11 protein-coding genes are annotated in these 14,343 nt (G+C 35.6%); 2 read left to right on the top strand and 9 right to left on the bottom strand.

Translation table 11 applies throughout. From position 1 onward, the window contains the following. Window positions 1–93: 93 nt before the first annotated feature. On the bottom strand, window positions 94–486 hold the full coding sequence (locus tag ACFEMA_RS05565; protein ID WP_411767062.1) for a hypothetical protein: 393 nt from the start codon (window positions 484–486) through the stop codon (window positions 94–96). Between the two features lie 99 nt (window positions 487–585). Further along, window positions 586–2,358 carry an AMP-dependent synthetase/ligase gene (locus ACFEMA_RS05560; protein WP_411767060.1) on the bottom strand — a complete coding sequence of 591 codons (1,773 nt, stop codon included), beginning with the start codon at window positions 2,356–2,358 and terminating at the stop codon, window positions 586–588. Between the two features lie 124 nt (window positions 2,359–2,482). Between ACFEMA_RS05560 and ACFEMA_RS05555 the strand changes: the two genes are divergently transcribed. Then, a complete protein-coding gene (locus tag ACFEMA_RS05555) occupies window positions 2,483–2,992 on the top strand; it encodes a hypothetical protein (protein WP_411767059.1) in 510 nt (169 codons plus the stop codon). An 8-nt stretch (window positions 2,993–3,000) separates the two neighbouring features. Here the strand turns inward: ACFEMA_RS05555 and purL are convergent, their stop codons facing one another. From purL to ACFEMA_RS05540, 3 genes are all read right to left on the bottom strand, one after another. Further along, window positions 3,001–6,663: a phosphoribosylformylglycinamidine synthase gene (purL, locus tag ACFEMA_RS05550; protein WP_411767057.1), complete on the bottom strand. Its 3,663-nt coding sequence runs from the start codon at window positions 6,661–6,663 to the stop codon at window positions 3,001–3,003. 270 nt (window positions 6,664–6,933) lie between these two features. Further along, complete coding sequence (locus ACFEMA_RS05545; protein WP_411767056.1) at window positions 6,934–7,998, bottom strand: endonuclease; 1,065 nt, start codon at window positions 7,996–7,998, stop codon at window positions 6,934–6,936. A gap of 2 nt (window positions 7,999–8,000) precedes the next feature. Next, on the bottom strand, window positions 8,001–9,218 hold the full coding sequence (locus ACFEMA_RS05540) for an RsmB/NOP family class I SAM-dependent RNA methyltransferase (RefSeq protein ID WP_411767055.1): 1,218 nt from the start codon (window positions 9,216–9,218) through the stop codon (window positions 8,001–8,003). 99 nt (window positions 9,219–9,317) lie between these two features. Between ACFEMA_RS05540 and ACFEMA_RS05535 the strand changes: the two genes are divergently transcribed. Next, window positions 9,318–10,388, top strand: a complete 1,071-nt coding sequence (locus ACFEMA_RS05535) for a WD40/YVTN/BNR-like repeat-containing protein (RefSeq protein ID WP_411767054.1) — start codon at window positions 9,318–9,320, stop codon at window positions 10,386–10,388. 38 nt (window positions 10,389–10,426) lie between these two features. Here ACFEMA_RS05535 and ACFEMA_RS05530 read toward each other — a convergent pair whose 3' ends face one another. From ACFEMA_RS05530 to ACFEMA_RS05515, 4 genes are all read right to left on the bottom strand, one after another. Further along, window positions 10,427–10,879, bottom strand: coding sequence for a hypothetical protein (locus ACFEMA_RS05530; protein WP_411767053.1), 453 nt, complete (start codon window positions 10,877–10,879; stop codon window positions 10,427–10,429). Further along, window positions 10,876–11,373 carry a hypothetical protein gene (locus tag ACFEMA_RS05525; protein ID WP_411767052.1) on the bottom strand — a complete coding sequence of 166 codons (498 nt, stop codon included), beginning with the start codon at window positions 11,371–11,373 and terminating at the stop codon, window positions 10,876–10,878. The genes ACFEMA_RS05530 and ACFEMA_RS05525 overlap by 4 nt, the downstream gene beginning before the upstream one ends. Before the next feature lie 94 nt (window positions 11,374–11,467). Beyond that, a complete protein-coding gene (locus ACFEMA_RS05520; protein ID WP_411767051.1) occupies window positions 11,468–12,010 on the bottom strand; it encodes an RNA polymerase sigma factor in 543 nt (180 codons plus the stop codon). Between the two features lie 503 nt (window positions 12,011–12,513). Continuing rightward, window positions 12,514–14,340 carry an ABC transporter ATP-binding protein gene (locus ACFEMA_RS05515; protein ID WP_411767049.1) on the bottom strand — a complete coding sequence of 609 codons (1,827 nt, stop codon included), beginning with the start codon at window positions 14,338–14,340 and terminating at the stop codon, window positions 12,514–12,516. Window positions 14,341–14,343: the final 3 nt, after the last annotated feature.

The raw sequence follows: 14,343 nt of genomic DNA, 5'->3' as shown, positions 1-14,343 counted from the left end.
AATACTATGCGTGCATAGTAAATTATTAAAAATATTTATACAATAAAAAAAGCGTTCCATTTCTGAAACGCTTAAATTTTTAAGATGGTCTTTTTATGCCATTTTACCGCTAATAGCACCAATAACGGCGCCTGTAATAGCAGTCATTATGATAGTAACAATGACATCGACTCCAAACATTTCATAAGTCATTTCTGGTGTCATAGCCATATTAAAGCAATTGTAAAATATGCTCATAAACAAGCCGATCACGGCACCAGCTTTGGCGCCTGTTGCTGCGGTTGAAATTTGTGCCCACCGGTTATAAATGTAGGATAGGAATAAACCGTATGTTAAACACCCTAGCAAGATAAATACCATCATCTGTGTAGATTCTTCTGGTTGAGGGAAGAAATCTGCCAGTAAAATACCATAAAATAACCAGCCCAGTAACCAGTTAACAATACCGCCGACGATGCCAGCGACAATAAAAGTTTTTGTGTTCATAAAAAAGATTGTATTAGTTAGTGATGTTAAATATATAATATTTTAACATTATAAATATGAATCATTCATATTAAAACACAAAAAATAGTAAATATAGTACTACTGACGATAGATTTTATCATAAAGATCCTGGTACATATCTAAGACCACAGATCGTTTCATTTTCATAGTAGGGGTTAAATGACCTGCATCTATAGTCCATGCTTCTGGGGTCAGCTCAAAGCGCTTAATTTGTTCCCACTTACCAAAATGACTATTGCATTTATCCACTTCCTTTTGAATACGTTTAATAATAATTTCTGAAGTGGCAATCTCAGTTTCAGAGTTGCCGATGTCTTTGCCTTTATGTTCTATCCAATCCCTTATGTATTCAAAATTTGGCTGAATTATGGCTCCAGGCATTTTCTCACCTTCTCCAACGACCATAACTTGTTCTATGAATCGTGACTGTTTTAGTTCGTTTTCTAATAGGGTAGGGATGATGTATTTTCCACCAGAGGTTTTGAACATTTCTTTTTTACGTCCTGTAATTTTCAAAAACCCATCAGCGTCAACTTCACCTTTATCACCAGTGTGGAAATAATCACCAGACATCACTTCTGCCGTTTTTTCTGGGTCTTTGTAATAACCCATCATTACATTAGGGCCTTTTATCAAAATTTCACCATCGTCTGCAATCTTAATTTCTACATTAGGAATGGCTTTTCCTACTGAGCCTACTCTGAACATATGGTTGTCATACTTTCCAACAGAAACAACTGGTGAGGTCTCAGTCAATCCATAACCTTCCATGACCTGCATCCCAGCAGCACAGAAAATTCGGGATAACCGTGGCTGTAAAGCAGCACTACCCGAAACCATGGTGTGCAATTCGCCACCAAGAGCAGCTTTCCATTTACTGAATATTAATTTTCTTGCAATACTTAATTTAAATTCATACCAAGCACCATTTGCTCCATAAGGTTCCCACTCTTCACCAAGTTCAACGGCCCAAAAGAATAATTTCTTCTTTATACCTGATAGATCCTCGGCTTTTAGCATAATCTTATCATAAACCTTCTCTAGCAGCCTTGGTACTACACTCATTAAATGAGGATTAATTTCCTTGGCGTTGTCACCAATTTTATCTAATCCTTCAGCAAAATAGATATTAACACCAGCGTACTGGTAGATATAAATTAAAACGCGCTCAAAAATGTGGCATATCGGAAGAAAACTCAATATTCTTACATCATTTCCTTTAACAGGAAGCCTATCCACACTATCTAAGGCATTACTTGTGATGTTCCAATGCGAAAGCATCACACCTTTTGGTTTTCCTGTTGTGCCAGAGGTGTAGATAATAGTAGCCAAGTCATGAGGCTTTACTGCATTTTTTCTAGTTTCAACATCAGGTTGATTGGATTCATCCTTACCTAATTCAAATAATTCCGAATAGTGTTTACAGCCTTCAATATGATTAAAAGAATAGACTTCTTTGAGCTGTGTTTTAGATTTTATCGCATTGACTTTCGCCAGTACCTCTTCGTCCGAAACAAAACAATAAATAGATTCACTGTGGTTTAAGACATACTCATAATCTTCGGCACAAATTGTAGGATAGATGGGGATGTTTTGAGCACCTGTTTGAAGAATGCCAATATCCATAATATTCCATTCTGTTCGGTTTGTAGAGGATATAACGGCAATTTTATCATTCTTTTTAATTCCAAGTTTCAATAGCGCTCGACTTACGGCATTTGCTTTATCGACATACTCTTGGGTAGAGATGGGAGTCCATTTTCCGTCATATTTGGTTACAAATGTTGAATTGGATGGATTATTTTTTAATTGGTAATAGGGAAAATCAAAAAGTCTTGTAACCTCTGTCATAACTAAATCTTCAAAAATTGAATGGAATATTTGCGAAAATAGGAAAATTATAATTATATCATATTATTTAACTAATGTTTGCAAGACTAAACTTGTTATTGCTAATTTTAGAAAAAATTGATTAATGAAAACTATTGCTCCATACTTGATGCTTATTATAATCTGTTGTTCTTGCTCCTCAGATGACAACGCTCCAAATAGTGTTTTAGAAGGTCGTACTTATAACCTTACTGAATTTAATATTGCTATTCCTGCAGATCTCAACGATGATGGAGAATTTTCCACTAATCTTTTATTAGAGGAGCCTGTCGAATGTATCAACGCTAACCAGTTGTCATTTAATGATGGTTCAGCTGCTTTTGTATTAGAATATAGTCTAGTATTAGATGTTGATAATACTATTCAACAAACATCTTGTATAATCTTTGATTATGTTGGAGTGCCAAGTTATTCTGTTAACGATAATGGCTCTTCAGTTGAAATAGAAGGTGATGAAGGAGTAATTGATGGTGAAAATATAATATTTCAATTATCAAATCAACGTGTAGGAGATATTGGAAACGTTTTAACTTCCGAAGGTACGACGGTTAATTACGATGGGTTTGTTGAATTGGTTTTTACTTTAAGTAATTAATGAAGAAATTAATTTTTCTCAATCCACCTCTTAGCATTAACAAAAGCTTCTAACCATGGTGAGACTTCATCTTTTCTACCTTCAGGATAATGTGCCCAATTCCATTGAAATGTAGAACGCTCAATATGTGGCATGGTCACTAAATGACGTCCAGTTGTATCACAAAGCATTGCTGTATTAAAATCCGAACCATTTGGGTTTGCAGGATATTGTGCATACCCATATTTAGCAACGATGTTGTATTTGTCTTCTGACAGAGGTAAACTAAATTTACCTTCACCATGCGAAATCCAAACTCCCAAAGTACTCCCTGCTAAAGCGGAGAGCATTACAGAGTTATTCTCTTGGATTTTAACTGAAGTAAAGGCACTTTCGTGTTTATGGGAATCATTATATGTTAGTTTTCCATGTACATCATGTTCCGGATTTACTAAATCTAATTCCATCCAAAGTTGTGCGCCATTACAGATACCTACTGAAAGTGTATCTTCTCGTTCAAAAAAGTCTTTGATGACTTTATTGGCTCTGTCGTTATATTTAATAGCACCTGCCCATCCTTTTGCTGATCCCAGAACATCAGAGTTGCTAAATCCACCAACAGCTCCTAAAAACTGAATGTCTTTTAAGTCTTCACGTCCAGAAATGAGATCCGTCATGTGGACATCTTTAACATCAAATCCTGCTAAATACATAGCATTGGCCATTTCGCGCTCAGAATTACTTCCTTTTTCCCTAAGGATAGCTGCTTTGGGTCTTGCCTCGCCAGTTCTTACTTCTGGTAGCTTCCCCGTAAAATGCTGGGGAAATTTATAGTGTAATGGTTGGTACTTATAGTTTTCAAAACGAGCAGTAGCTAATTCATTAGCAGTTTGCTTCTGGTCTAATAAGTAAGATGTTTTGTACCACATATCGCGTAATCGTGATACTGTCATTGTAAATACATCTGAACCATTGATAATTGATAGCACATCACTGTCTGTAACGTTACCAATGTTGTGGAATTCTATATTTGCTTCCGACAAAATACCTTCAACAGAATCGTCTTCAGACTGAAAAACAATTCCTGCGTTTTCTGAAAACAACACTTTAAAAGAATCAGATTCTGATAGGCAAGTTATGTCTAATTCAGCGCCAATATTGACATCGGCAAAACATAATTCCAATAAGGTTGTTATCAATCCACCAGAAGCTACATCATGTCCTGCAACAATTTTATCTTCTTTTATTAAATTTTGAATTGTATTGAAAACGGTCTTAACGTAAGAGGCGTCTTTAACCGTTGGTGTAGCGTTTCCAATTTTATTGTTGATTTGAGCAAAAGAACTACCGCCTAATTCAAACGCATCTTTGGAAACATTGATATAATAAATACTGCCTTTGTTCTTTTTCAAAACAGGTTCAACCACCTTAGAAATGGAATTACAGTGTCCTGCAGCAGAAATTACTACCGTACCAGGAGAGATAACATCTCCATCTGGGTATTTTTGTTTCATAGATAAGGAGTCTTTCCCAGTTGGTACGTTAATACCAAGGTCGATAGAAAATTCTGAAACTGCTTCTACAGCCTCGTATAACCTCGCATCTTCACCTTCATTTTTACATGGCCACATCCAGTTGGCGGAAAGAGAAACACTTTTTAGTCCATCTTTTAATGGAGCCCAAAGAATATTGGTCAATGCTTCTGTAATCGCATTTTTACTTCCTGCGGCAGCATTAATTAATCCAGATATTGGAGCATGACCAATAGACGTAGCTACTCCTTCCTTTCCTTTATAATCTAGTGCCATTACGGCGACATTATTTAAAGGGAGTTGCAAAGGACCTGTACATTGTTGTTTTGCTACCTTTCCTCCGACACAGCGATCAACTTTGTTAGTCAACCAATCCTTACATGCCACAGCTTCTAACTGTAATACTTGGTCTAAATAATCGTAGAATTTATCAGTATCGTATAAAATACCATCGTATTGACGATTTACTGTTTTGTCTGTCATCACTGTTTTAGGAGAACTGCCAAACATATCTATAAGAGCAAGGTCCATTGGCTTATTGCCGCTAGTGTTAGACTCAAAACAAAAGCGTTTATCGTCAGTCACTTTACCAACAGCATAATATGGAGAACGCTCTCTTTCTGCAATTTTTCCCATAGTGTCAAAATGCTGTTCTGCAATTAGAAGGCCCATTCGTTCTTGGGATTCGTTTCCGATAATCTCTTTATCAGAAAGTGTAGGGTCACCAACTGGTAACTTATCTAAATCAATTTTACCGCCAGTATCTTCGATTAATTCCGACAGGCAATTCAAATGACCTCCAGCGCCATGATCGTGAATTGAAATGATATGATTTTCATCACTTTCTACCATGCCTCTAACGACATTGGCTGCGCGTTTTTGCATTTCTGGATTAGAACGTTGTACAGCATTTAATTCTATACCAGAATCGAACTCGCCTGTATCTGCTGAAGACACGGCTGCACCACCCATGCCAATACGATAATTATCACCACCTAATACCACAATGTTATCACCTTCTTTTGGTGTCTCCTTTATGGCTTGGTCGGCTTTGCCATAGCCGATACCACCAGCTTGCATGATGACTTTGTCAAAACCTATTTTATAGTCGTCTTCTTTGTGTTCAAACGTTAATACAGAACCGCAAATGAGAGGTTGCCCAAATTTATTACCAAAGTCGGAAGCTCCGTTAGATGCTTTAATTAAAATATCCATAGGGGTTTGATATAACCATTTACGCGCTTCAAATGCTTTTTCCCAAGGACGATCTTTCTCTAAACGAGAATATGAGGTCATATAAACCGCTGTACCTGCCAATGGCAAAGATCCTTTTCCACCCGCTAAACGATCCCGAATTTCTCCACCAGAACCTGTTGCGGCACCGTTGAATGGCTCAACAGTTGTTGGGAAATTATGAGTCTCTGCTTTAAGTGAAATCACAGATTCAAAATCCTCTGTAGTATAGTAATCTGGAATATCAGCACGCTTTGGTGCAAATTGCTCTACTTTTGGACCTTCAATAAATGCAACATTGTCCTTGTATGCAGACACAATAGAGTTAGGATTTTCAGCTGATGTTTTTTTAATAAGTTTGAAAAGTGAAGACGGTTTTTCTTCTCCATCAATAATAAACGTTCCGTTAAAGATTTTATGGCGACAGTGTTCAGAGTTTACCTGAGAAAACCCAAAAACTTCTGAGTCTGTCAAAGGTCTGCCAATACGTTCCGAAACACCTTCTAAGTACTTAACTTCTTCGTCGCTGAGCGCTAAGCCTTCTTGTTGATTGTAAGCAGCAATATCTTCAATATTTAAAATATCCTCAGGTTGAATATTTATAGTAAAAATATCTTGGCTAAGACCCTTAAATTTTTCTGAAATCATGGGGTCGTAATCCTTAAAGTCTTCAGCAACACTTTGGAATTCTTCAATTCTCAAAATTCCACTAACGCCCATATTTTGAGTAATCTCAACGGCATTTGTACTCCAAGGTGTAATCATGGCTGCGCGTGGGCCAACAAAAAAAGCATCGATTGATGCTTGTTCTAGTTTAGGCTGGTCGGCAAATAGCCATACTAATTTTGAAATGCTTTCGGTGGATAGTTCTTCTACTGTTTGAACGGCGAAAACCGTTTTGTTTACGTTTCCGAAGAAGTGGATCATTTTAATGCTGTATTTATTGTAAAAAATGAAAACACAAAGGTAATCGATTTTAGAGATTTAGACTCTAAAAAAAGCATACAAATCATAGAGTTATTCAACAGGTTTTAAACAAAAAAGTAATATTCTAAAAGTTTAATTTTGTCATTCAGAGACCCGATCTCGATAGATATCATGATCGGACGAAGAATCTTGTCTTTCAAAACTAGAAAGCTTTATTATTATTGAGATTCTTCATTTCATTCAGAATGACACTTTTCAGAATTCCTTTTTTTATCGTTTTACCAATCTCTTATTGACTTCAGAAGTGCCCTGCCTTATTTTTAGAATATAGACCCCTGACTTTAATCTGCTCGTTTCAATTTTTCCTGAATTATAAATGACTTTTTGAAGTACTTTTTTACCAAGAATATCATAAACTTCAATCGTTGTTCTTTGTGGCGATTTTAATTGTACAGTAACATCAGATTGTGTTGGATTTGGGTAAATATTGAATTGATTCAGCTCGTTTGAAGTGCTAGAGAGTGTTCCCCAGCGGTCTTCAGCGGCAGGTCCACCCCAAATAACAGTAGCTAAGTAAGGATTGTCAATAAAAGGATTTCTGTTTTCGTAAACAATCTCTAATTGATTATTCCTAGCATCTTCAATAGGTGAAACAGGATCTTCAGCATTCCATTCTAACAAAATTTGTAGCATATCTGTAGTTCCTTGTTTAGCACCATTGGCGTTAAGTTCCGGCAGACAACGATCACCATACCTTGTGTACATATACATCATTATGCGCGCTATGTCGCCTTTCCATTCATTGCCTGGGTAGTAATCACCATTACCCAAAACACCTGATGCACTAGGGTCATTGGTGTCTTCTCCAAATTTTCTGCTACCTCTTTCTCCGTTGCGTTGAACATCAGTAGCCCTTAAGTTATGTGGATCTGCTGCAATCCCTGTATCTCCGTTACTGACATCTCCCATCGTTGGATCTGCATTAGATCTCGCAAAAACATGCTCTCTGTTATACTCGCATGTGTTTCCACCAAAATCATTTTTATCTCTAATTCTGCGGTCAGTTTGACCAGAAGTGCAGCTTAAAGTATTTACATAACCGTAGGTAAGCAATACATTTGAGTCAGTATTGTCATTAGGATCTAACTCCATAATTAAAAAATCATCTCTCACGTCGCCGTAAGTATAAGTTGTACTGGCATCATTATCTATTAATTGACCTAGATTGCTTTTTAGAACGTCTCCAGTCTGACTAAAATCAAAACCATCATAATAGGGTTGCTGGGCAAAAGAAATCGAGGTTATAAATAAAAGTAAAGCGTAAATTTGTTTCATACCTAATTATTATTTTTTTCTAATAAAGCCATATAAAATCCGTCAAACCCAGATTTATGAGCCAATATTTTTTTATCCTTTATCAATTTGAAGCTTTTACCAGCTTCCGAATTTAAAAATTTTTCAATTTGTTTTTCATTTTCTGATGGTAAAACAGAACAAGTCGCATATACCATTTTCCCTCCATCTTTAAGCATCTTAGAATAGTTTTCTAAAACGTCTTCCTGTGTTTTTTTGATATTTTCTATAAACTCAGGTTGCAATTTCCACTTGGCATCAGGGTTTCTTCGTAAAACTCCCAAACCAGAACATGGTGCATCAATCAATAAGCGATCTGCTTTGCCATAAAGTTTCTTAATGGGTTTGGTAGAGTCAATAACTTTCATTTCAATGTTATGGACTCCATTTCGCCGTGCTCTAATCTTTAACTTCTTTAATTTACTTTCGTAAATATCCATAGCATAAATCTGACCCTTATTTTCCATTAAAGCTGCTAAATGCAAAGTTTTTCCACCTGCTCCTGCACAAACATCTACAACTTTCATGCCTGGTTTTACATCCAAGAAATCAGCCACTAATTGTGATGAAGCATCTTGTACCTCGAACCAACCGTCCTTAAATGCTTCGGTTTTAAAAACATTAGCACGCTCTTTTAGTTTTAATGCATAAGGATGGTCTGGTAAAACATCAGTTTCAATATCCTCTGAAGCTAGACGTTGTTGCAGATCTTTCTTGTTGGTTTTTAAGGTGTTTGTCCTTAGGATGACATCTGCTTGTTCATTTTGTTTTTCAACCTCTTTGGACCACGTGGATTCTCCCAATTCTGAAATCCCGAGCTCATCCATCCAATCTGGGATAGATTCTTTGATTTTTCTAATTTTTGAAAGCTCATCGAATCGCCCTTTAATCTTACGTGTTGGGGTGTCGGTAAAGTATTTCCAATCTGGTAATGAAATGCCTTTTAAGGTTGCCCAAACAGCAAAAAGACGCCATAAATTATCCCTATCAAAAGGCTCTTTGACGTCAGCTATTTCGGCATAGAGCCTTTTATAGCGAACGATTTCGTAAGTCGTCTCAGCAATAAAGCCTCGATCTCGACTGCCCCAGCGTTTATCACGCTTTAATAAAGATTGCACGACCTTATCGGCATATTCATTCTCATTGAAGATTTTATGTAAACCATCAATAACCGCAAAGCATAAGTTTCTGTGTAGTCGCATTGAAAAAAATTAGGATGCAAAGGTACGTTAAAAGTTTATTTTTTATGAGGTTATCGATTTATTCGTTTGGCTTTTCTATTTTTATAAAAATTCAAAATTATGCGCTTTATTATTCTGGTATTATTATTTGTGGGGTTTATATCGTGTAAGTCTGAAAACCCTACTGAAAAAAAAAGCTTTTCTGAAGTTGAAATTCAAGTATTGCTTCAAGATTCGTTATTAAATGTAAGAGCCTTAGAAATTGATAATCAAGGTAATTTTGGGTTTGCAACATCTAACGGAGAAATTGGAGGAAAGGATTATAAATGGGGAGAATATCCGGATGAAGGCTTACCTGAGACTGCCCTAAAAACTTATAAAATTACTCACGATACGATTACCCCAAATATTCGATCAATCGCTGTCACAGATAAGGCAGCCTTTATTTTAAGCATAGGAAGTCCTGCTTTACTTTATAAAGCTTCTGATTCTTTAAAGTTGGTTTATAAAGAAACTCATCCAAAAGCTTTTTATGATTCCATAGATTTTTGGAATGATAACGAGGGCATTGCTATTGGAGACCCTACAGACGATTGTATGAGTATAATTATTACACGAGACGGAGGCAGTACTTGGAATAAACTCTCTTGCGATGATTTGCCAAAAGCCAAAGACGGTGAAGCTGCTTTTGCCGCCAGTGACACTAATATTGCTATTATTGGTGACCATACTTGGGTAGCGACTGGAGGCAAGGCAAGTAGAGTGATGTATTCGCCTGATAAAGGAGAAACATGGGAAGTTTTTGAAACTCCTATTATTCAAGGAAAAGAAACAAGGGGAATGTATTCCATTGACTTTTATGATGAGCAACACGGCTTTGCTATTGGAGGAGACTATACTAAGTCTAATGACACTTTAAATAATAAAATAAGAACTACAGATGGGGGCAAAACTTGGCACGTTGTTGCCAATGGAAAAGGCCCAGGGTATAGAAGTTGTGTGCAATACGTTCCAAATAGTGATGCTCAGGAATTGGTGGCTATTGGATTTAAAGGCATTGATTATAGCAACGATGCTGGTAATAGCTGGAATCACCTAAGTGATGAAGGCTTTTACACTATTCGGTTTTTAAATGATTCTGTGGCTTATGCTGCAGGTAATAAGCGAATAGCGAAGTTGAACTTTAAATAAAAAAAGCCTTTCAAGAGTTTGAAAGGCTTTTATATAGGTTAATCATTTCTAGATTTGTTTTTTCGATATTCCCTTAGTCTTTCTAAAAGCTTTCGGTTAAACTCATCCTCTGCAGCTTTTAAACGAATGATTTTTTCTGAAGAAATCACCTTTTTAAGGTCATTCATCATCTTAACCTTTGCAGTGTGCATTTCGTTTTCAGCTTCTATAAATTGATTTAAAAGCGCATCAGCTTCAGCATTTGAAAGCTCTTCAGAACTTTTCATTTTTTTCTTAATGGGTTTTAAATCGTTTCTTTTGATATTGTTTGTGGTCTCTTCAAATCGATTATAAATAGGCCAAAATTCTTTGGACTCTTCCACAGTCAATTCTAATTTGTCTGTTATAAAAGCTATTTTTTGCGCTTTGATTTTATCACGCATACCTTGGCGGTCTTGTGAAAAACCAAATGTGAATGATGCAATTGCGATAAGGAGTATTATATTTTTCATTCTATGATATATTCTATATCTGAATTTTCTAACAGATAGGTTTCTATATTTTCTTCTTCAAATGACGTTTCAATTAGATTTAAGTCTTCAGAAATAAAATCAGCATCGGATAGTAGCTGAGCTAATTCATAAGTATCTAAATCTTGTGATTCAAAATAACTTTCAACCAAATCGACGGAAAGTTCATCCTCAAGCGAATTCGTATTAAAAAATATGGCTGCACATATCAATAGTGCTGCTGCTATGCCAGATAGCGCGGATACTCGCTTCCAATCTACTAAGGAAATAACTTTACTTTCCTTATTTAGTTTAGAGAAAACAGTATCGTCAACAGTGTCGAAATAAGAATCGGGCACCTTAAAACCAGGTTTTATTGCTTTAGGCAAAACCGCTTCTGTTTTTATTTTTTGAAGCACTTTGTCGTCTAATTCCTCAAAATAATTCTTTGGGACTTTAAAGCCTGTTGATTTAATATTTAAATTTTCTTTTTTCATCTGTCTTTTAGACTATAATTAAAGAAAAAGGTTTAATTCGCCTTCGATAAAACTTTGGCGAACACGTCTATTTTTTTCTTATTTGTTTTTTTATTCATTCTGAGGTGAGGTAGGTTTCTATTTTTTTGACGGCAATATGGTAAGAAGCTTTCAAAGCTCCTTCACTTGTGTCCAAAATTTTTGACATTTCTGAGTATTTGATGTCATCAAAATACTTCATATTAAACACCAACTGTTGCTTTTGTGGCAATGTGGCAATTGCTTTCTGTAATTTTAATTGAATGGTATCCCCTTCAAAATAAACATCCGCAGTTAAACTATTTATTAAGCTTCTATGGTGCTCTTCGGAACTTATTTTAGTTCGTTTGGCATTCTTGTTTATGTGTGTAATGGATTCGTTAGTTGCTATTCTGTATAACCATGAAAATAATTGACTTTCTCCCTTAAACTTATTGATATTCTTAAATACTTTGATAAATGTATTTTGAAGCACATCATCGGCGTCATCATGCGAAATAACAATTTTACGGATATGCCAGTATAGACGCTCTTTGTAAAGTGTCATCAATTCACTAAAAGCTTTTTCTTTTGTTGATTGGCTCTGTAAGCGCTGTATGAATTGAGTTTCGTCGGTCAAAAAATGAATATATCTGTAGTTAGACGCAGTAAATTACTAAAAGTTTAATCAATAAAATATAGTTATTTGTAAATAATTGATTAACAGTAACATACAATATATTATATCGATTAAATACAAATAAACACGATAAAATGCATATTTTTCTTGTTTTCTAACAATTTTAGTTATATGTTTACATCAGCTTAACCTATATGGCTTTACCAGTTTCCCCAAATCTGGTAAAAAAGGAGAAAGGGTGTGTCGTTTGATGCGCTCTTTTTCGTTTTATATATTATTGGGTTTAACCATTGTAAGTTTAAAAAAATCGTCACTTCGAGTGAATTTTTCGATTGAAATGAGAAAAATTTGTATCGAGAAGAAGGATTTTAATTACTAAACGAGTTCTCGATGCGATTTTTCGTGCCTCAAAATCACTCGAACAGACGGAAAAAGAATTTTTCGATTAAAATGTGAATTGAGTTGGGGTTTAATTTTGATAAGTTGTAGAACCGTACTTAGATTTATTCAAAGCTCTGCATGTCCACCAGCTTTTTGTAAACACCATTTTTAGAGAGAAGCTCTACATGTGTGCCTTGTTCAGCAATTTCACCTTTATTCATGACCACTATAAGATCAGCATTCTGAATAGTAGATAATCTGTGAGCAATAACAATAGACGTTCTGTTTTTCATCATGCGTTCTAATGCATCTTGGACCAAGCGTTCGCTTTCTGTGTCCAAGGCTGATGTGGCTTCATCCAAAATCATAATTGGGGGATTTTTAAGTACAGCTCTGGCAATACTTAGGCGTTGTTTTTGACCACCAGAAAGTTTGTTACCAGAATCTCCAATATTGGTATCCATACCGTTTGGTAATACTTCAACAAACTCCCAAGCATTGGCAATTTTAAGGGCCTCGACAATCTCCTCCTCTGTTGCATTAGGTTTCCCCAATTTAATGTTGTTTTTTATGGTATCATTAAATAAAATAGAGTCCTGTGTTACCAACCCCATCAAACCTCTTAGAGACTGTTTGGTAATGTCTTTTATATTTTCTCCATCTATCTCAATAGCCCCTTCATTGACATCATAAAAACGGGTGACCAAATTGGCAATGGTACTTTTTCCACTTCCTGACTGCCCAACCAATGCAACACTTTTTCCTTTTGGTACTTGTAACGAGAAGCTTTTAAGGACTAATTCGTTCTCGTATTTAAAGGATATATTTTTTAGGTCAATAGATGACGTAAAATCAATTTTTGCTTTAGCATTTGGTTTGTCTTCTAAAGTAGAAGGAGTATTCAAAATTTCCAATACTCGTTCTGCGGCAGCATTTCCTTTCTTAACACTATAGCTTGCCTTACTAATCGCCTTTGCTGGTGTAAGGATGTTATAGGCCAACCCTAAATACGCCAAAAACTCACTGCCCTTTAAAATATTTTCAACCAATACCATGCGGCCACCAAACCATAAGATAATTCCAATCACAGCAATTCCTAAGAACTCACTGGTCGGTGACGCCAAATTTTGACGGTTTAATAATTTGTTTGAAAATCTATAAAAGCGAGACGTAGAATCTTCAAATCGTTTCTGAAAAGTGGACTCTCCCGTAAAACCTTTAATCACTTTCAGTCCACCTAAAGTTTCTTCAACAATCGATAAAAACTGACCTTGTTCTTTTTGAACACGATCGGACTTCTTTTTTAAGCTCTTCCCGATTCTTGAAATAATAAACCCTGAAATAGGTAAAAAGATAAATACAAACAAGGTGAGTTGCGTACTTATTTTAAACATTAATATAATCGTGAAAAGTATAGTTAGAGGTTCACGAATAATTAATTCTAAAATGGATAAAAATGAACTCTGGATTTCTTGCACATCATTTGAAATACGTGCTATAGTATCACCTTTTCGCTTTTCAGAAAAAAAGGCGATTGGTAAATTGGTAATCTTTTTATAAATAGCATTTCTTAGATCCTTCAGCACGCCATTTCTTAAGAATGTAATGAAATACATGGCGAAATAGTTACAAATATTCTTCAAGAAAAATAAGCTAATGATAAGTGTAATGGCCAGCATCAATGCGCCCATAATATCGGTTTGGGCTAAGGAGTTGATGTGGTATGACAAAGAATCTTCTAAATAAGACCCTATTTGCATAAAACCAGTGTATGTAGGCTCTGCGGTAACAACTACTTTTTCTTCATTAAATAATACATCGAGCATTGGAATAAATGCCACAAATGCCAATGCACTAAAAAGCGCATAGAAAATGTTGAAAATGATGTTTAAAACCGCATACTTTTTGTAGGGCTTTGCAAAACGAAGAATTTGCTTAAAATAATTCATGTA

It is taken from the genome of Winogradskyella sp. A3E31 (assembly GCF_046720935.1).
GTDB lineage: Bacteria > Bacteroidota > Bacteroidia > Flavobacteriales > Flavobacteriaceae > Winogradskyella.
This window is presented reverse-complemented; position numbering and strand designations above follow the sequence as displayed.